Source organism: Pelagibius sp., assembly GCF_028289705.1.
In the GTDB taxonomy this organism is placed as follows: Bacteria; Pseudomonadota; Alphaproteobacteria; order Kiloniellales; family Kiloniellaceae; genus Pelagibius.
Genome location: NZ_JANQOI010000161.1, coordinates 22,385 through 39,327, shown reverse-complemented (window position 1 = coordinate 39,327; position 16,943 = coordinate 22,385). Strand labels below are relative to the sequence as shown.

The following is a 16,943-nucleotide window of genomic DNA, read 5'->3' as shown; positions in this document are numbered from 1 at the left end:
CCCTCTAGTCGGCAACAGGGGTGACGGGTTCGGCCGCGGTGGCGGCCAGCTTCACCGCCGCCGGTTCATCGACCTGGCCGTATTCCTCAAGGGCCTGTTCGGCCCAGGCGGCGAACTCTTCCTTGGTCACCATCTTGACCATGATCGGCATATAGGCGTGGCCGGTGCCGCAAAGCTCGGAGCACTGGCCGTAGAAGGTCTGTCCGGCATATTCCGCCGGCACGTAGGTCCAGATCTCGTTGAGGCGGCCGGGCACCGCATCCAGCTTCAGGCCGAAGGACGGCATGGCGAAGTTGTGCAGCACGTCGCTGGCGGTGATCTGGAAGCGGATGTTGGTGTCGACCGGCAGCACCATGGCGTTGTCCGTGGTCAGCAGGCGGGGCTGGCCGGGCTCCAGGTCCTCGTCTGCGACCATATAGGCGTCGAAGGTGAAGTTGCCGTTATCCGGATATTCGTAGGACCAGTACCACTGGCGGCCGATGGCCTTCACCGTCAGCTCCGACTCCGGAATGGTCTCAGCGAAGTAGAGCAGCCGGAAGGACGGGACGGCGATGCCCACCAGGATGATGATCGGCACCACGGTCCAGAGGACCTCGATCAGCGTGTTGTGGGTCGTCTTGGAGGGGTTCGGATTACGCTTCTCCGAGAAGCGCCACATGACATAGAGCAGCAGCGCCAGAACGAAGAGGGTGATCAGCGTGATGATCACCAGGAGCAGGTCATGGAATTCGGCGATGCGCTCCGCCACCGGCGTGACGGCGGGCTGCAGACCCAATTGATAGGGCACGGGCTCAGACGCCAGGGCCGCGCCGCCAAGCGACAAGAAGGCGGTCGACATCAAGGCGGCGGTCAGAAGACCCAACCGGCTCAGCAGTGTCATAGCGTGCTATCCAATCTTTCTTGCGAATCCCAGCCGATACTCGAATCACTGCGCTCGGGCGCCGTCGGCCCGCAGCAAGTCTCGTCGAGGCGAGATTTCCCCCACTGGGCGGGCAAACTATACCAAGCGTCTTCGCACCACAAGGCACGCAAAGCGGCTGAAAGCCGCCCCTTTCGCACTCCCGTGCCGAGGCGAGGATAGCCTAACCCAGCGCGTCCGCCCTCAGGTGCGACCGAATGCCGCAATGGCCCAGGATAGCGGTTCGGGACAGCGGTTTAGGTCGGCCCGCCGGACCCGCTTTCCTTTGCCACGAGTCGCCGCAGGCGCCGCACCCCGAACCAGATCAGAACGGCGATCACCGGAATGGACAGGCCGGTGGCAATGTCGGGGTTCACCGGCACGCCGACGTCCTTCACCGCCTTGGCCAGATAGCCCACCAGGCTGGCCAGATAGTAGGTGATGGCGGCCACCGACAAGCCCTCGACCGTCTCCTGCAAGCGCAGTTGCAGCCGCGCGCGCCGGTCCATGGACTGCAGCAGATCGCGGTTCTGCGCCTCGAGTTGGATGTCGACGCGGGTGCGCAACAGCTCGCTGGCCCGGGCGACCCGCCAGGACAGGGTCTCCAGACGGTCGGAAACCGCCTCGCAGGTGCGCATGGCCGGGGCCAGGCGGCGGTCGATGAACTCGTTGATGGTCTGCATGCCCTCGACCCGCTGCTCGCGCAGCTCTTCGACCCGACGGCGCACCAGGGCATAGTAGGCCCGGGCGGCGCCGAAGCGGTAATTGGTGGCCGCGGCCACGTCCTCGATCTCCGAGGAAAAGACCATCAACTCGTCGAGCAGCTCCCGCTCCTTGCCGCTGCCCTCGATCTCGGTCATGCGCCCGGTGATGGCGGTCAGCCGCTCGCCTGTCGCCGCCAGCACCCCGCCGTGGCGCTTGGCGGCGGGAAAGGCGAGCAGCGCCATCATCCGATAGGTCTCGATCTCCAGGAAGCGCTGCACCAGGCGCCCGGCCTGGCGCGGCTGCAGGCTCCTGTCGTGCAGCAGAATCCGGGCAAAGCCGTCCTCCTGAACCGTGAAATCCATCCAGACCGCCGCCGAGCCGCCGGAGACCAGGCTGCCGACGATGTTGTCGTGGCCGAAGAGCGCCGCGAGGGCCGCCGCGTCCGGCGTCGGCGCCTGGCGGTCCAGCATGTCCAGATGCACGCTCACCAGAAGATCGCCGGGCAGCCCGGTCACCCAGTCGCGCGGCACCAGATCGATGGCGAAACCGCCGAAGGGGGTCGTCTCGAAGACGCCGTTCTGGAAGAAGGTGTAGGTCGAGAACTCGGTGTGGCGTTCCCACTTCAGCCGAAAGGGGCCGAAATCGGCCATGAAATGGTTGTCGCCGAGCGCCGGCGGGGCAAGGCCCTGGCGCTCGCAGAGCTGTGCAACGTGCTGGCGGTCGGTCTCTGCCGCGCGTTCGCCCGAGAGCATGGCCAGATGGGTGATTCGCTCTGGTCCCTGCAGGCTGGCAAAGGGGCGCGAATGCACCTCCGCGTTCAGGGCCTCGCGCAGAGGATGATCCCGCAAGCCATCAATCATGCCGTGTTCCCCCATCACGCGCCGTTTCCCGGGCCGCCCCGCCGGGGTACCGGCCCGGCGGAGGGATGTTATCCTGGTGCCCCCGCCCCATATTGAGGCAAGTTAGGCACCCCTCGCCAGACCCGAAGCCGATTTCCGGAGGCCCCATGTCCCACCTCGCCGAAACCGACGCGCTGTTCTACGCAAGAGCCGGGCTCGACCGCAAGCGTCTGGAGGCCTCGGTGGACGACGCCCTGGCGGGCTCCGACGACGGCGAGCTGTTCCTCGAGTACCGCCAGTCGGAGGCCCTGGCCTACGACGACGGCCGCCTGAAGTCCGCCAGCTTCGACACCTCCCAGGGCTTCGGCCTGCGCGCCATCGCCGGCGAGGCCGCCGGCTATGCCCATGCCAGCGAGCTGTCCGAAGCCGCGGTGCAGCGCGCCGCCGCGACGGTGCGCGCGGTCCAGGCCGGCCATTCCGGCAGCCGGGCCGAGGGCCCGGCGCGGACCAACCGCATCCTCTACAGCGACGACAACCCGATTTCCGGCGTGGCCTTCGAGGACAAGGTGAAGCTGCTGGCGGAGATCGACGCCTTCGCCCGCGCCAAGGACCCGCGGGTCAAGCAGGTCAGCGCCTCGCTGGCCGGGGAATGGCAGGCGGTGCAGATCCTGCGCGCCGGCGGCGAGCGGGCCGCCGACGTCCGTCCCCTGGTGCGGCTCAACGTCGCCGTGGTGGTCGGCGAGGGCGAGCGCATGGAATCCGGCAGCTATGGCGGCGGCGGCCGCTTTGCCTATGACCTGCTGCTGGACGAGGCCTACTGGCAGGCCGGCGTCGAGGAGGCGCTGCGCCGCGCCCTGGTCAATCTCGAGTCCATCGACACCCCGGCCGGCGAGATGCCGGTGGTGCTGGGCTCCGGCTGGCCGGGCATCCTGCTCCACGAGGCCGTCGGCCATGGTTTGGAAGGCGATTTCAACCGCAAGAAGACCTCGGCCTTCTCCGGCCTCTTGGGCGAGCGCGTGGCCGCGCCGGGGGTCACGGTCATGGACGACGGCACCATGCAGGACCGCCGCGGGTCGCTCACCATCGACGACGAGGGCACGCCCAGCCAGGCCACCACGCTGATCGAGGACGGCATCCTGGTCGGCTACATGCAGGACCGCCAGAATGCGCGGCTGATGGGCATGACCCCGACCGGCAACGGTCGCCGCCAGAGCTATGCCCACATCCCCATGCCGCGCATGACCAACACCGTCATGCTGGCCGGCGACAAGGCGCCGGAGGAGATCCTCGCCGCCGTCGACCGCGGGCTATTCGCCGTCAATTTCGGCGGCGGCCAGGTGGACATCACCTCCGGCAAGTTCGTCTTCACCTGCACCGAAGCCTACCTGATCGAGAACGGCAGGATCGGCGCCCCAGTCAAGGGCGCCACCCTGATCGGCAACGGTCCTGATGTGATGACCAAGGTGAAGATGATCGGCAACGACATGAAGCTGGACGACGGGGTCGGCACCTGCGGCAAGGAAGGCCAGGGCGTGCCCGTGGGTGTCGGCCAGCCCACCATGCTGATCGACGCCATCACCGTCGGCGGCACGGCGGCCTGAGCGCCTAACTCGACATCAGCGATCCGATTTCAATAGCTTGCCAAAATCGTCACCCTCGGGCTTGTCCCGAGGGTCCATGGAAAGACCGAGTCTCGGACCTCCATGGATTGCCGGAACAAGCCCGGCAATGACGTTCTTGGGGGATCAAACACGGGAACCCTCTAACGGATAAGGTTTCATCTCGGGTCAGGCTCTGAGGCTTCCAGGCTTTCGCCGCGACGGTTTCGGCGCGCGGGCGCCGCAACCAAGCCGCCTTACGCCGCGGCCACCGCTTCGATCTCCACCAGCCAGTCCGGGTAGGCGAGGCCGGCAACGATCACCAGGCTGGAGGCGGGCTGCGCCGAGCCCAGCAGGCCGTCGCGCACTTCGCGGAAGGTCGCCAGGTCGTCGCGCCGGGTGATGAAGGCGGTGATTTTCACCAGATCCCCGGGCGTCATGTCGGCGGAGGCGAGGACGGCGAAGACGTTCTGCCAGGCCTGATGCATCTGCCCGGCCGGCGTTTCGGCCAGCCGGCCCTCTCTGTCGACCCCGACCTGGCCGGAGACCAGCAGCCAGCGACTGACGTCCTTGGCCTCCACCCCATGGCTGTAGCGGGAAAACGGCGGGGCGATGCTCCCGGGGGTGTGCAAGATGCGCATGATCCGCTTCTCCTCTGTCGCCCCGCCTGCGGCGCGCGCGACGCCGGGCGGCCGTGCTCCGGCCGGCCTCAGCGGCGCCGGAAATAGAACATGATGCCGAGCACCGCCAGGGTGCCGATCAGCGCCGGTACCAGGGCCGAGGCCATGGCCTGGGTCAGACTCTCGATGCTGCCGGGGCGCGCGTGACCGGCCATGAAGGCGAAGACGAACAGCAGGTAGGCGGCGGCGCCGACCTTAACCAGCCATTCTCTCAGCCACCGCCGATCCTTGGAGTCCATTGCTCCCCTTTCCTCCGGTCGCCGTTGCTCTGCGCGCGACCGCCCCACCGATCATCCTGGCCACCTATCCTGGCCCAGCGCCGCGCAATCCGCAAACCGCGGCGGGACAAGGGCGCCTGCACCTCGCGAAATCGTGCTTTGGCCGGAGCCCGGGGAGCCGCTATGTCGGAGCGGTCTTTCGAGGAACCGCCCGGCCGCGTCTGGGGCGCCGGCGGCCCGAAAGAACCGGACGTGCAGGTGGGGAAGGGCTCCGGAGCAACCACAGTCTGGGAGTCACGAGATGAGAACACCCATGCTTCGGGGAGCCGGCGGTTCCCTTGTCCTGGCCCTGGCACTGCTGGCCGCATCCGCAGGTACCGGGACCACCACCGCCCAGGCCACAGACAAACCGGCCTTCGCCGGCAACGCCGGTCAGGCGCAAATCCAACTGGCCCAGAGCCGGAGCCGGGTCGGGCGCCGCAGCTTCGCCACGCCGCGGCGATTCAGTTCTTCTGTGACATCGGGACTGCTGCGCCGCGACCGCAGCTTCGGCGGCTCCAGGGTCCTGGGCCCTCGGGTCCTGCCCCTGGTGCGCGGCAGCCGGCTGGGCAGCGCCACGCTCTTCGGTCCCTCTCCCAACGGTTTCCGGCGTGGACTCTTCGACGATTCGCGAACCCGCGCCCTGCGCGCCGAGGCCCTTGCCCTCGATGCCGCCGCGCGGCTTCGGGAACTGGGCCTCACCCCGGCTCAGAAGGCCTCTCAGGAAAGCATGCCGCCGGCCCTGGTGCGCGCCCTGATCCTGGCCAAGGAGGCCCGCGCCAAGGCCGCCGGCGACCAGGTCGCCGAGGATCCCGTGGCGGACCCTGGCTGAGGTCCGCTCCCAAAGTCGTGCATTTGATTGGACGGCGGTCCGACATATCTTAAAAGTGGGCTTATCTTAAAGATTGAAGCCGAAGGGACGGCACGGCCCGTATCTCTGGTGTCCGAGAGCTTGATCGGGCGACCATCCAGACGGGAGGAAGGCTATGAAGAGTCCGGTATTCCCCATTCTCGGCCCCCTACTCGGCCCCATTCTTGGCGGTTTCGCGTTTCTCGCGCTTGCGGCGGGTTCGATGACGGCGGTGACCCAGCCGGCCGAGGCCCAGTCCTGCACCTCCATCGGCTCTTCCGTGTTTTGCGGGGCCCGCGGGTCCCACAACACGGTGGGCCGGACGATCATCTTCAACAACGGGCCCGCCGGCAAGCGGGTCGGCAGCTTTGCGGTGACCGGCAGCCCGCCGCGCACCACCAGCATCATCGGCGCCCGCCGCTCGAGCCTCGCCCAGCCGCGCAGCTTCGCGGGTGTCGGCACCAGCCGCAGCTTTGCCGGGGCGACGACGATGGATTCGGCCGTGCGCCATCTGCGGGCTGAGATCCTGGCCCTGGAGGCCACCGCACAGCTGAAGGACCTGGGCCTCACCCCGGCCCAGGAAGCCGCGCAAGCCACCATGTCACCGGCCCTGGTCCGTGCCCTCACTCTGGCGAAGACCGCGCGGGCCAAGGCGGCGGCGGGAAAAGCCGAGCAAACGCCGGCGGCGGGCACGAACTAGCGGGGCACAGGCTGCTGCGCTAGTACGCGCACTCGGTGAAGATGGGATCGATGGTGCCGCCCCAGCGGCCGTGGTAGTCGTCGAGCAGGTATTCGGCGGGGCATTTCTCCCGCTCCACCCGGCTCTGCAACAGGGCCAGGAAGTGGCTCTCATTGTCGCCCTGGCTGTCCAGACGGTTGCGCGCCTTGAGGCCCACCGCCGCGATCTCCACCGCCTGATGGGCCACGGCATTGACACGCCTGCCGTGAAAGGGCGTGTGCAGCGCCTCGCGCGGCACCTCGGCGCGCAGGTAGGTGTGGTCCTCCAGGGTCCAGTCCTTCACCAGGTCCCAGGCGGCGTCCAGCGCCGTATCGTCGTAGAGCAGGCCGACCCAGAAGGCCGGCAGGGCGCAGAGCGATTTCCAGGGGCCGCCGTCGGCCCCGCGCATCTCCAGAAAGCGCTTCAGGCGCACTTCGGGAAAGAGGGTCGAGAGATGATCGGCCCAGTCCCCCAGCCTTGGCTTCTCACCGGGCAGCGCCGGCAGCCTGCCGTCCAGGAAGTCGCGGAACGACTGGCCCGAGGCGTCGATGTACTTGCCGTCGCGGTAGACGAAGTACATCGGCACGTCGAGGACGTGGTCGACATAGCGCTCGAAACCCATGCCGTCCTCGAAGACGAAGGGCAGCACGCCGCAGCGGTCCGGGTCGGTGTCGGTCCAGATATGGCTGCGGTAGCTGAGGAAGCCGTTGGGCCTGCCCTCGGTGAAGGGCGAATTGGCGAAGAGCGCCGTGGCGATGGGCTGCAGGGCCAGGCTAACGCGGAACTTCTTCACCATGTCGGCTTCAGAGCGGAAGTCCAGGTTCACCTGTACCGTGCAGGTGCGCAGCATCATGTCGAGGCCGAGATTGCCCTTGGTGGGCATGTAGGCGCCCATGATCTTGTAGCGCCCCTTGGGCATCCAGGAGATGTCGTCGCGCGCCCATTTCGGCTGGAAGCCGAGGCCCATGGCCGCCACCCCCATGGGCTTGGTCACCCTCTTGATCTGGTCGAGGTGTTGGTGCACCTCGCTGCAGGTCTCGTGAATGGACTTGAGCGGCGCGCCCGAGAGCTCCACCTGGCCGCCGGGTTCCAGGGAGACGCTGGCCCCGTCCTGCGCCAGGGCGATGACGTTCTCGCCTTCCAGGATCGGCTTCCAGCCGAAGTCCTGCAGCCCGGTCAGAAGGGCGCGGATGCTCTGGTCGCCGTGGTAGGGCAGCGGGCGGTAGTCCGCCAGGGAGTAGCAGAACTTCTCGTGCTCGGTGCCGATGCGCCAGTCTTCGGGGGGTTTGCAGCCGGCTTCCAGATAGGCCACCAGTTGCGCCTTGTCGGTCAGGGTTTCACCCTGAACCTGGGGAGGAGCGGACATGTCTTGATTACCTTGTGCCGGAGCAGTCTCAGACCCGGAGGAGCTTCCTTCGCGTGCGTGGTGTCGGCACCCGCCCCCCAGGCACGCCCGACAATGGATCTCAACCCCGCCCCGTTCGTCGCATTCCTTAGGCGGTCCTCTTGCCGGGACCTGCCGCAACACTAGAGCTATCTGATTATTGTCGTCAGACCGGTGATTTCAATCCCCGTCGTCACGCCGTCCCTTCGGCCGCATCAGCCCCATGCTTCAACCCGGCGCGTCAGCCCGCCGGGAAGCCCGCCAAGTCCGCCGGCGGCCGCTCGGCGCCGTCGCCCAGCACCGCCTGCCAGCAGGCCAGAGCCGCCAGCGCCGCCGTATCGGCACGCAGAATCCGCGGCCCCAGGCCCACGGGCACAGCAAAGGGCAGTTTGCGAAGAGCGTCAAGTTCGCTTTCCGCGAAGCCGCCCTCGGGCCCGGTGAGGATCGCCCAGGGCCCGGTCGGGCCCGGTGTCTCCGCCTTTGCCGCCTGCAGCGCCTCGGCGATGGGCCGTGCCGCGCCCCACTCAGCGCAGACGATCAGGCGCCGGCCTTCCGGCCAACCGTCGAGGACCGCGCCCAGGCTGCGGGTGGGCCTGACCTCGGGCACGCTCAGCCGCTCGCACTGTTCGGCGGCCTCGCGGGCATTGGCGGCCAGGCGCTCCTCATTGACCCGGCTGACCGCGGTGAAGCGGGTCATCACCGGCTGCAGCAGGGCGCAGCCCAGCTCCGTCGCCTTTTCGGCGATGAAGTCGATGCGCGCCCGCTTGATCGGTGCGAAGACCAGCCAGAGGTCGGGCTCCGGGACCGGCCGGCGCAGTTGGGCGCCGACCGTAAGGGAACACCAACCCTTGCCGAGCCCTTCGATCTCCGCCAGCCATTCGCCGTCGCGTTCGTTGAAGACCGCCAGCTTCGCGCCCGGCGCCAGCCGCAGGACCGAGCGCAGAAAATGCGCGCGATCCCGTTCCAGGCCAAGGCTCTGCCCCTCGGCCAGGCTGTCGGCGACATAAAGCCGCGTCGACGGCCTAGGCCCTGGCATGGTTACCTTCCGGCGGCACGTCTTTCTCCCAGCCCGATTCGCCGCTAAACAGTAGGCCATGAACGCCAGCGCGCCCAGCCCCGCCCCCAACGCGGCCCAAAACACGGCAAGCGACATCCGCGCCGACCACTGGGTGCTCCGCGTGGCACCGCCGGGCCTGCGGCCCTATGCGCGGCTCGCCCGCTTCGACCGGCCCATCGGCGTCTGGCTGCTGCTGTTCCCCGGCTGGTGGGCCATCGCGCTGGCCGATGCCGCCCAGAGCGCCGCCGTACAGAGCAGCGCGGCACAGGCCAGCGTGGCCCCGTCCTGGTTCCTCTATCTGCTGTTCGGCCTCGGCGCCGTCCTGATGCGCTCGGCCGGCTGCACAGTCAACGACATCCTCGACCGCGACTACGATGCCAAGGTGGCGCGCACCGCCGACCGGCCGATCCCCAGCGGCGAAGTGAGCCTTGCCCAGGCGGGCGTCTTCCTGCTGCTCTTGCTGCTGGCGTCCTTCGTCATCCTGCTGCAGATGAACGCGCTGACCATCGTCGTCGGCTGCGCCTCCCTGCTACTGGTCTTCCCCTATCCGCTGATGAAGCGCATCACCTATTGGCCGCAGCTCTGGCTCGGCCTGACCTTCAGTTGGGGGGCACTGCTCGGCTGGACGGCGGTGACCGGGGCCTTCGGCTGGCCCTCTCTGCTGCTCTATCTCGGCGGGATTGCCTGGACCCTGGGCTACGACACCGTCTACGCCCACCAGGATAAGGAGGACGACGTCCTCATCGGGGTGAAGTCGACGGCCCTGAAGCTGGGCACCGCCACCAGGCCATGGCTGCTTGTGTTCTACGGCATTGCGCTGGCGCTGTTCGGGTCGGCAGGCGCGGTCGCGGGCCTGCTCTGGCCCTTCTGGATCGGGCTGGCGGCGGTCGCGCTTCACCTGCTCTGGCAGGTGGCGGCCCTGAAGATGGACACCCCCCAGGACTGTCTCACCAAGTTCAAGTCCAACCGCTTCGTCGGCTGGCTGTTCCTGGCCGCTGTCTGGGCCGGCAGCCCCTGGTTTCACGGTTGGTTGGGGTTTGCGCCATGAGTCTCGCCATACTCACCGAGCCGCAGGATTTCATCCGCGCCAACACCCGCCTGCAACGGCCGCCGCTGATCCCGGAGATCCAACTCCACCTGGCCAGCGAGGTGGTGCCGCTGTGGCAGGCGACGGAGGAGGAGTTGGCCAAGGTCGGCCTGCCGCCGCCCTTCTGGGCCTTTGCCTGGGCCGGCGGCCAGGCGCTGGCCCGCTTTCTGCTGGACCACCCGGCTGTCGTGCGCGGCAAGCGGGTGCTGGACTTCGCCGCCGGCTCCGGCGTCCAGGGCATCGCCGCCAGGCTGGCCGGCGCGGCCAGCGTGGAGGCCGTGGAAATCGACCCCTTCGCCTGCGCCGCCTGCCGCCTCAATGCTGAAGCCAACGGCACCGAGATCGCGGTGCGCGAAGACGACCTCGTCGGCTGCGCCAATCCGGGCTGGGACGTGGTGCTCGCCGGCGATGTTTGCTACGAGCGCCCGGCGGCCGAGAAGATCACCGCCTGGCTGCGCGGTCTGGCGGACGCGCGCTGCCTGGTGCTGATGGGCGATCCCGGACGCACCTACCTGCCGCGCGGGGGCCTGGAGCGGGTGATCGGCTATGCGGTCAAGACGACCCGCGAGCTCGAAGACAGCGACCTGCGCAACGCCGTGGTCTGGAAGGTGGCCGCAGCGGAGGGGGCGGAGTAGGAAGCGACCCGCTAACCCGTGGCCCCGGCGCAGAGCAGGTTGGCGGCGCCGTAGTGGGCCACCACCGGCTCGCCGGTCTGGTCGTTGTCGGTGAAGATCGCGATGGCGTGGACGCTGTCCCGGGGCTTGCGGCCGAAGGCGGCCTGGAAGTCGGCCAGGAGGTCGCGCTTTTCCTCGACCCAAGCCGCCGGCCCATCGGAGCCCGTCTCCACCACGATAGAGCGCACCACCCCAGGCAGGTAGGGGGAGTCGACGATGTCTTCGATCTGCTGGCGGGAATTGGTCCAGACGTAGCGCAGGGTCGGCACCTCCCGGGGCGCGGCGTAGGAGCCCGGATCGCCGAAGAGGATGAACAGCGACGCCGCCACATCCTCGCGGTCGCGTTCCGTCAGGCTCGCCGATTCCTGCAGCACCTCGATGCGCCAGCTCCACTCGATCACCGGGCAGTCGTCGGGATCGAAGGTCACCGGCAGCACGAGGCCGGAGGCCGAGCGCTTACCGACGGCGCGGATCGAGAGGCGGTCGTTGAGCGCGCTGACCCGGTATTCGGTGGTCCCGACCAGCGGCATCTCGATCCAGTCCTGCTGGATCGACTGGGCCGGATCGAACAGCATGACCTTGCGTTCGAATCGCCCCGCCGTATCCGGCGGCGGCAGCTCGCAGCCCGCAAGGATGATCGGAAGCAGTGCCGTCAGCCCGGCACGGAAGAAGCGGTTCCCCCACATGGCCGCACTATAGCGAAGGTTCCGCGGGAGACCAGAGCGCAGAACAGTCACGAGAGCGTTGTCCGAAACCGCGGGCTCTTTGTCATCGTCTCCCGGCGGGCCGGACCAGGATCGTCGGTCCGCGCAGAAACGCCGCAAGGACAATGCCGCCTGATCGGCTTCAGTCCAGCATCAGCCGGCAGTTGTCGCGGATGCAGGCGGCCAGGGCTTCTTTCGTGCGTTCGTCAAACTCGCCATCGGAACGCCCGGGATCATAGCCCTTGGCAATGAGCGACTTCTGGTATGCCTTGACCAAGGCAGCACCGCCGAAGGAAGCGGCGATGTCGAAGGCCTCCTCCGCGTCCTCCTGACGACCCAGTCCCATCAGGGCGTGCGCCTTGGTGTCATGGTACTCCTGATGGCGGAAATTGTTCTCGAGCGCTTTGTCGGCCATTGCCAAGGCATCCTCGTAATCGCCCCGCTTCGAGAGAAACCAGGAGTAATTGTTGTAGGCCGTCGCGTTCTTCGGATTCAGCTCAATCGCTTTTGAGAAACTCGCCATGGAAAGGTCGCCTTTGCCCATCTGAGCATAGGCGATGCCGCGATTGCTGTGGGCGCTCGAACTCCTGGGATTGAGCTGAATGGCTTCGTTGAAGTCAGTGACGGCCTCGCTGAAGCGGCCCTTGCGCCGATGGATGACCCCGCGCGCATTGTAGGCGTCCGCCCGCTCCAGATCGACCGAGCTCTGTGCAATGACCTGAGAGCAAGCGCGCTGCGTCGGCGCCGTAATGTCGTCGTCCCAGACCCGCTCGCACAGCGCAACAGCATCGGCAAGGTCGCTTGGTGCCTGCGCGGCGCAGGCCGAAAGTGCCGTCGCCACCACCAAAGCAATCCCGAATTTGCGCATCACCGTTCTCCCGATTTGTTGCACCTGCCGATTGTATGGTCGGGAGCAATCTATGCGGGAACCGTCTTTCATTCAATGCGCGTACACACTTGATCGGATTTTGGCGGATCGCCGCTAAGCTAACCCTCGATCAGCTCGAAGCCCGGTACCTCCCGCGGCACCGCCGCTGCCTGCAGGTCGGCAATCAGGCGCCGTCGCCGGGCGGTGTCGGCGATGGTGGAGAGGATCATGCCGTCCAACTCCGCCTCCGGCGCGTGGCGGTCGCGCAGAAGCTTCAGGGCCGCTTCCTGATGCACCGCGCGATGACGGCGATCCTCGGCCGGCACGGCGGCAAGCGCCAGGGGCGCGTCTTCGGCCTCAGGGTCCGCCAGGCAGCCGTGGACGGAGAGATAGGCATAGGCTTCCGTCAGGCGCGGCCCCTGCTCCACCGCCAGCTCGACGGCGGTCAGACGGCCGTAGGCGTAGTTACCCAGGCCCAGCTCGGTTTCATGCATGCGCGGCAACTGCGCTGCGCTGAGCCAGGTGACGAAGACCGTGACCCGGGTGCCCGGCGCCGCATGCAGGGTGGCGGAGACTGCACCGTAGCGGGTCATATGCGCCGAATAGACCACGTCGTGGTCGGTCAGCACGGCACGGGTCACCGGGATCTCCGAGGCGGTGCCGTTTAGATGGGAGAACTTGCGATGAAGCTGCTCCGGCGCCCGGTTAGAGCCGTGGGCGATGACCGGAACGCGTCCGCTGAACAGCGCCGGATCGCGGTCAGCGGCCAGCGGCGTCGCGGCGCCGTCGCGGTAGAGGTAGGAGCCTGCGGGAGCAGCGTAGGGATAACCCTTCGCCAGGCGCAGGCGCGCTTCGTCGGAAACAGGCAGAGGCCAGGGCATCAGGCAGCGGTCTCTAAGTCAGCACCGCGCCGAACGGTCTCCCAACCCCCTCGCTACGCACGTCAGTCGGTGCAGGGCGGCGGCCCGTCACTGTCGATGCATTCGATCCGATAGCGGGTCGTGCAGTCATCGACCGTTTGCCAGGCATGCTTGGCCCATTCTTCCTTCGCAGTCTCGTAGTCGTTGAAGGGGCCAAACCATTCTTCATTACCGCCGACGATTTCGCGGAACCGTGTGTCCTTGTATTCACCGCCGACAACATAGTACTGCATCATCGAATATATGCCTCTCAACTCGAAAGGGCTTCAGCCATCCCCCGACGGATGACCGCTCACCGCCGCTCGAATCCTGCGGGGGCGATCACAACAATAAGGACAAGATGAGCGCAATGTATAGTGCCAAAGCCGCATTTCAAGTTGGTTAATCCGGTCTACCAAGAATGTGTTATAGACGCCTTGTTCTCGCCGGAAATGATCACGGCCCGGTGAACATGGTTAACTCTAGGCAATGCTTTCATGACCGACTCAACACAGGATAGATTGGAGCCGCGGTGCTAGCACTAGACCGCGAGTCCCGGGACGCGGAATTCGTCGGATCGGCGGGTCCCCGCGCCTCGGTTCCGGGCCCTGGCCGGCCCATGGATGGAAGGGGGAGGCCTCACAGCAATGCCATTTGATATCACCGGCACCGGCATCCTGGTGATCGCCATCGTCATCCTGGCGGTGATCATCGTCGCCATGAGCGTCAAGGCCGTGCCCCAGGGCTACGAGTACACGGTCGAGCGCTTCGGGCGCTACACCAAGACGCTGCGCCCGGGCCTGGGCATGATCCTGCCCATCATCGACCGCATCGGCGCCCAGCTCAACATGATGGAAACGGTGCTCGACGTGCCCTCCCAGGAGGTCATCACCCGGGACAACGCTCTGGTCCAGGTCGACGGCGTGGTCTTCTATCAGATACTCAACGCCGCCCAGGCGGCCTATGAGGTGCGCAACCTGGAGCGCGCCATCCTCAACCTCACCATGACCAATATCCGGACCGTCATGGGCTCCATGGACCTGGACGAGTTGCTGTCCAACCGCGACAACATCAACAGCCGCCTGCTGCAGGTGGTCGACGATGCGACGGAGCCCTGGGGCGTGAAGGTGACCCGCATCGAGATCAAGGACATCACGCCGCCGGCCGACCTGGTGGAGTCCATGGCCCGGCAGATGAAGGCGGAACGCGACAAGCGCGCCACCGTGCTGGTGGCCGAGGGCGACCGCCAGGCGGAGATCCTGCGCGCCGAGGGCCAGAAGCAGGCCGAGATCCTGGCCGCCGAGGGCCGCCGGGAGGCCGCCTTCCGCGATGCCGAGGCCCGCGAGCGCGAGGCGGAGGCCGAGGCCAAGGCAACGGCCATGGTGTCCCAGGCCATCTCCCGGGGCGATGTCAACGCGGTCAACTACTTCGTTGCCCAGCGCTATGTCGACGCCCTCGGCAAGTTCGCCGACTCCGCCAACCAGAAGACCTTCTTCCTGCCGGTGGACGCCGCCGGCGTGATCGGCGCCATCGGCGGCATTGCCGAGATCGCCCGCGAGTCCATGGAACAGCGCGAAGCCGGGCGCGGGCCCTGGGACGGCGCCGGCAACGGCGGCAGCCCGGGCGGCGACGGCGGAGGCGGGCCGCGATGATCAGCTTCGAACAGATCGAATACTGGAACTGGTGGGTGATCGGGGTCTTCCTGATCGGGATCGAGGTCTTCGCCCCCGGCGCCATCTTCCTCTGGATGGGCATCGCCGCGGGCGTCGTCGGCATGGTGCTGCTGATCTTCCCGGATGTGATCTGGCAGATGCAGCTCTTGCTCTTTGCCGTGGTCTCGGTGGTATCGATCCTGGCCTGGCGGGTGGTGATGCGCAACCGCCCGCCGCCGCCCAGCGATCAGCCGACGCTGAACCGGCGCGGCGTCGGCTACGTCGGCCGCACCTTCACCCTGAAGGAGCCGATCAAGGACGGCACCGGCCTGCTCCACATCGACGATTCCCGCTGGAAGGTGGAGGGCGAGGACCTGCCCGCCGGCACCAAGGTGAAGGTGGTGGGGATCGAAGGCACGGTGCTGCAGGTCGAGCGGGCCTGATGCCCTTCGCGTCCTTGCGGGACTTCATCGAAAAGCTGGAGCACGAAGGCCGCCTGGTGCGGGTGACGGCGCCGGTTTCCCCGGAACTGGAGATGACCGAGATTCAGACCCGCCTCCTGGCCGAGGGCGGCCCGGCGGTGCTGTTCGAGAACGTCGTCCACGGCGACGGGCGCAAGGCGGAGATGCCGGTGCTGGTCAACCTCTTCGGCACCGTGGAGCGGGTCGCCTGGGGCATGGACCGGGAGCCGGCGCAACTGCGCGAGGTGGGGGAGACCCTGGCCTTCCTGCGCCAGCCGGAGCCGCCGGGCAGCCTGAAGGAAGCCTGGGATCACCTGCCCCTCCTGAAGACCGTCATGGCGATGAAGCCGAAACTCGCCGGCTACGGGCCCTGCCAGGACGTGGTGCTGACCGGCGAGGAGATCGACCTGGGGCGCCTGCCGGTGCAGACCTGCTGGCCGGGGGAGCCGGCGCCCCTGATCACCTGGCCGCTGGTGGTGACCCAGGGCCCGAACCCCGGCGGCGACAAGACCGACGCCTTCAATCTCGGCATCTACCGCATGCAGGTGATCGGCCGCGACAAGACCATCATGCGCTGGCTGAAGCACCGCGGCGGCGCCCAGCATCACCGCCGCTGGAAGGCCGAGAAGCGCGAGCCGCTGCCGGCCGCCGCGGTGATCGGCGCCGACCCGGGCACCATCCTGGCCGCGGTGACGCCGGTGCCGGACACCCTCTCCGAATACCACTTCGCCGGTCTGCTGCGCGGGCGCAAGGTGGAGCTGGTGGACTGCAAGACCGTGCCGCTGAAGGTGCCGGCGTCGGCGGAGATCGTGCTGGAGGGCTACGTTTCCCTGGACGAGACCGCCGACGAGGGCCCCTACGGCGACCACACCGGCTACTACAATGCCGTCGAGCCCTTTCCCACCTTCACCGTGACCGCCATGACTATGCGGCGCGACCCCATCTATCTCTCCACCTTCACCGGCCGGCCGCCGGACGAGCCCTCGGTGCTCGGCGAGGGGCTGAACGAGGTCTTCATCCCGCTGCTGCAGCAGCAGTTCCCGGAGATCACCGACTTCTGGCTGCCGCCGGAAGGCTGCAGCTACCGCATCGCCGTGGTCTCCATGAAGAAGGCCTATCCTGGCCACGCCAAGCGGGTGATGCTGGGCGTTTGGTCCTATCTGCGCCAGTTCATGTACACCAAGTGGGTGATCGTGGTGGACGATGGCGTCGACGCGCGGGACTGGAAGGATGTGATGTGGGCCATTTCCACCAAGATGGACCCGGCCCGCGACATCACCGTCATCGAGAACACCCCCATCGACTACCTCGACTTCGCCTCGCCCGAAGACGGCCTCGGCGCCAAGATCGGGCTCGACGCCACCGACAAGTGGCCGCCGGAAACAAAGCGGGAGTGGGGCCGGGAAATCCGAATGGAGCGGGAGATCGTAGAGCGTATAGACAGGCTTTGGCCCGACCTCGGCCTGCCGGGCAGCGGCAAGTCTATTTGGAAATGAATAGGGTTGAATCGAAATCGCCAAGCAAAATCTCTTGATCATCCTTCACGGAACTGGCCCGATGGTTTAGAAATCTCTTTGCGACTATGCTTAATTTCTTTTCTTTCAGAGTGTTC

General features: G+C 67.2%; 18 protein-coding genes. 8 read left to right on the top strand and 10 right to left on the bottom strand.

What is annotated here, in order from left to right; translation table 11 throughout:
* Positions 1-4: 4 nt before the first annotated feature.
* Together coxB and Q0996_RS20110 are read right to left on the bottom strand one after the other, a co-directional pair.
* Positions 5-880 carry a cytochrome c oxidase subunit II gene (gene coxB, locus Q0996_RS20115; RefSeq protein ID WP_299624009.1) on the bottom strand — a complete coding sequence of 292 codons (876 nt, stop codon included), beginning with the start codon at positions 878-880 and terminating at the stop codon, positions 5-7.
* A 275-nt stretch (positions 881-1,155) separates the two neighbouring features.
* Positions 1,156-2,463, bottom strand: coding sequence for a DUF3422 family protein (locus Q0996_RS20110; RefSeq protein ID WP_299624006.1), 1,308 nt, complete (start codon positions 2,461-2,463; stop codon positions 1,156-1,158).
* Between the two features lie 146 nt (positions 2,464-2,609).
* On the opposite strand from Q0996_RS20110, the gene tldD reads away from it, so the two are divergent.
* Positions 2,610-4,043, top strand: coding sequence for a metalloprotease TldD (gene tldD, locus Q0996_RS20105; protein ID WP_299624003.1), 1,434 nt, complete (start codon positions 2,610-2,612; stop codon positions 4,041-4,043).
* A gap of 254 nt (positions 4,044-4,297) precedes the next feature.
* Here tldD and Q0996_RS20100 read toward each other — a convergent pair whose 3' ends face one another.
* Both Q0996_RS20100 and Q0996_RS20095 read right to left on the bottom strand, forming a co-directional pair.
* Positions 4,298-4,681, bottom strand: coding sequence for a RidA family protein (locus Q0996_RS20100; RefSeq protein ID WP_299624000.1), 384 nt, complete (start codon positions 4,679-4,681; stop codon positions 4,298-4,300).
* A 68-nt stretch (positions 4,682-4,749) separates the two neighbouring features.
* Entirely contained in the window at positions 4,750-4,959 is a 210-nt protein-coding gene (locus tag Q0996_RS20095) for a hypothetical protein (RefSeq protein WP_299623997.1), read from the bottom strand.
* 292 nt (positions 4,960-5,251) lie between these two features.
* Between Q0996_RS20095 and Q0996_RS20090 the strand changes: the two genes are divergently transcribed.
* Positions 5,252-5,809 carry a hypothetical protein gene (locus tag Q0996_RS20090; protein ID WP_299623994.1) on the top strand — a complete coding sequence of 186 codons (558 nt, stop codon included), beginning with the start codon at positions 5,252-5,254 and terminating at the stop codon, positions 5,807-5,809.
* A gap of 154 nt (positions 5,810-5,963) precedes the next feature.
* The gene (locus tag Q0996_RS20085) at positions 5,964-6,527 is read left to right on the top strand and encodes a hypothetical protein (RefSeq protein WP_299623992.1); all 564 of its coding nucleotides are present in this window, start codon (positions 5,964-5,966) and stop codon (positions 6,525-6,527) included.
* Positions 6,528-6,546: 19 nt separating this feature from the next.
* Here the strand turns inward: Q0996_RS20085 and Q0996_RS20080 are convergent, their stop codons facing one another.
* Both Q0996_RS20080 and Q0996_RS20075 read right to left on the bottom strand, forming a co-directional pair.
* Positions 6,547-7,911 (bottom strand): glutamate--cysteine ligase, encoded by a 1,365-nt coding sequence (locus Q0996_RS20080; RefSeq protein WP_299623989.1) that lies wholly within the window; start codon positions 7,909-7,911, stop codon positions 6,547-6,549.
* 259 nt (positions 7,912-8,170) lie between these two features.
* Positions 8,171-8,965 carry a 16S rRNA (uracil(1498)-N(3))-methyltransferase gene (locus Q0996_RS20075; protein ID WP_299623986.1) on the bottom strand — a complete coding sequence of 265 codons (795 nt, stop codon included), beginning with the start codon at positions 8,963-8,965 and terminating at the stop codon, positions 8,171-8,173.
* A gap of 58 nt (positions 8,966-9,023) precedes the next feature.
* Here Q0996_RS20075 and ubiA point away from each other — a divergent pair, with 58 nt between their 5' ends.
* On the top strand, positions 9,024-10,034 hold the full coding sequence (gene ubiA, locus Q0996_RS20070) for a 4-hydroxybenzoate octaprenyltransferase (RefSeq protein WP_299623983.1): 1,011 nt from the start codon (positions 9,024-9,026) through the stop codon (positions 10,032-10,034).
* A complete protein-coding gene (locus Q0996_RS20065; protein WP_299623980.1) occupies positions 10,031-10,708 on the top strand; it encodes a methyltransferase in 678 nt (225 codons plus the stop codon). Before ubiA ends, Q0996_RS20065 begins: the two co-directional genes overlap by 4 nt.
* Positions 10,709-10,719: 11 nt before the next feature.
* Here the strand turns inward: Q0996_RS20065 and Q0996_RS20060 are convergent, their stop codons facing one another.
* From Q0996_RS20060 to Q0996_RS20045, 4 genes are all read right to left on the bottom strand, one after another.
* Positions 10,720-11,433, bottom strand: a complete 714-nt coding sequence (locus Q0996_RS20060) for a DUF3047 domain-containing protein (RefSeq protein ID WP_299623977.1) — start codon at positions 11,431-11,433, stop codon at positions 10,720-10,722.
* Positions 11,434-11,593: 160 nt separating this feature from the next.
* Positions 11,594-12,319 carry a tetratricopeptide repeat protein gene (locus Q0996_RS20055; RefSeq protein WP_299623973.1) on the bottom strand — a complete coding sequence of 242 codons (726 nt, stop codon included), beginning with the start codon at positions 12,317-12,319 and terminating at the stop codon, positions 11,594-11,596.
* 119 nt (positions 12,320-12,438) lie between these two features.
* Positions 12,439-13,200, bottom strand: a complete 762-nt coding sequence (locus Q0996_RS20050; RefSeq protein ID WP_299623971.1) for a hypothetical protein — start codon at positions 13,198-13,200, stop codon at positions 12,439-12,441.
* Positions 13,201-13,262: 62 nt separating this feature from the next.
* Positions 13,263-13,475 (bottom strand): DUF4170 domain-containing protein, encoded by a 213-nt coding sequence (locus tag Q0996_RS20045; RefSeq protein ID WP_299623968.1) that lies wholly within the window; start codon positions 13,473-13,475, stop codon positions 13,263-13,265.
* A gap of 390 nt (positions 13,476-13,865) precedes the next feature.
* Between Q0996_RS20045 and Q0996_RS20040 the strand changes: the two genes are divergently transcribed.
* From Q0996_RS20040 to Q0996_RS20030, 3 genes are read left to right on the top strand one after another with little or no spacing between them, the layout of a single operon-like run.
* A complete protein-coding gene (locus Q0996_RS20040) occupies positions 13,866-14,870 on the top strand; it encodes an SPFH domain-containing protein (protein ID WP_322096764.1) in 1,005 nt (334 codons plus the stop codon).
* Entirely contained in the window at positions 14,867-15,313 is a 447-nt protein-coding gene (locus Q0996_RS20035; RefSeq protein ID WP_299623965.1) for an NfeD family protein, read from the top strand. The genes Q0996_RS20040 and Q0996_RS20035 overlap by 4 nt, the downstream gene beginning before the upstream one ends.
* Positions 15,313-16,827: a UbiD family decarboxylase gene (locus tag Q0996_RS20030; protein WP_299623963.1), complete on the top strand. Its 1,515-nt coding sequence runs from the start codon at positions 15,313-15,315 to the stop codon at positions 16,825-16,827. The genes Q0996_RS20035 and Q0996_RS20030 overlap by 1 nt, the downstream gene beginning before the upstream one ends.
* The last annotated feature ends 116 nt before the right edge of the window (positions 16,828-16,943 follow it).

Bases quoted from the DNA above. Each gene is read 5' to 3' on its own strand.
- coxB (WP_299624009.1), bottom strand. From the start codon at position 880: ATGACACTGCTGAGCCGGTTGGGTCTTCTGACCGCCGCCTTGATGTCG.
- Q0996_RS20110 (WP_299624006.1), bottom strand. From the start codon at position 2,463: ATGATTGATGGCTTGCGGGATCATCCTCTGCGCGAGGCCCTGAACGCG.
- tldD (WP_299624003.1), top strand. From the start codon at position 2,610: ATGTCCCACCTCGCCGAAACCGACGCGCTGTTCTACGCAAGAGCCGGG.
- Q0996_RS20100 (WP_299624000.1), bottom strand. From the start codon at position 4,681: ATGCGCATCTTGCACACCCCCGGGAGCATCGCCCCGCCGTTTTCCCGC.
- Q0996_RS20095 (WP_299623997.1), bottom strand. From the start codon at position 4,959: ATGGACTCCAAGGATCGGCGGTGGCTGAGAGAATGGCTGGTTAAGGTC.
- Q0996_RS20090 (WP_299623994.1), top strand. From the start codon at position 5,252: ATGCTTCGGGGAGCCGGCGGTTCCCTTGTCCTGGCCCTGGCACTGCTG.
- Q0996_RS20085 (WP_299623992.1), top strand. From the start codon at position 5,964: ATGAAGAGTCCGGTATTCCCCATTCTCGGCCCCCTACTCGGCCCCATT.
- Q0996_RS20080 (WP_299623989.1), bottom strand. From the start codon at position 7,911: ATGTCCGCTCCTCCCCAGGTTCAGGGTGAAACCCTGACCGACAAGGCG.
- Q0996_RS20075 (WP_299623986.1), bottom strand. From the start codon at position 8,965: ATGCCAGGGCCTAGGCCGTCGACGCGGCTTTATGTCGCCGACAGCCTG.
- ubiA (WP_299623983.1), top strand. From the start codon at position 9,024: ATGAACGCCAGCGCGCCCAGCCCCGCCCCCAACGCGGCCCAAAACACG.
- Q0996_RS20065 (WP_299623980.1), top strand. From the start codon at position 10,031: ATGAGTCTCGCCATACTCACCGAGCCGCAGGATTTCATCCGCGCCAAC.
- Q0996_RS20060 (WP_299623977.1), bottom strand. From the start codon at position 11,433: ATGTGGGGGAACCGCTTCTTCCGTGCCGGGCTGACGGCACTGCTTCCG.
- Q0996_RS20055 (WP_299623973.1), bottom strand. From the start codon at position 12,319: ATGCGCAAATTCGGGATTGCTTTGGTGGTGGCGACGGCACTTTCGGCC.
- Q0996_RS20050 (WP_299623971.1), bottom strand. From the start codon at position 13,200: ATGCCCTGGCCTCTGCCTGTTTCCGACGAAGCGCGCCTGCGCCTGGCG.
- Q0996_RS20045 (WP_299623968.1), bottom strand. From the start codon at position 13,475: ATGATGCAGTACTATGTTGTCGGCGGTGAATACAAGGACACACGGTTC.
- Q0996_RS20040 (WP_322096764.1), top strand. From the start codon at position 13,866: ATGCCATTTGATATCACCGGCACCGGCATCCTGGTGATCGCCATCGTC.
- Q0996_RS20035 (WP_299623965.1), top strand. From the start codon at position 14,867: ATGATCAGCTTCGAACAGATCGAATACTGGAACTGGTGGGTGATCGGG.
- Q0996_RS20030 (WP_299623963.1), top strand. From the start codon at position 15,313: ATGCCCTTCGCGTCCTTGCGGGACTTCATCGAAAAGCTGGAGCACGAA.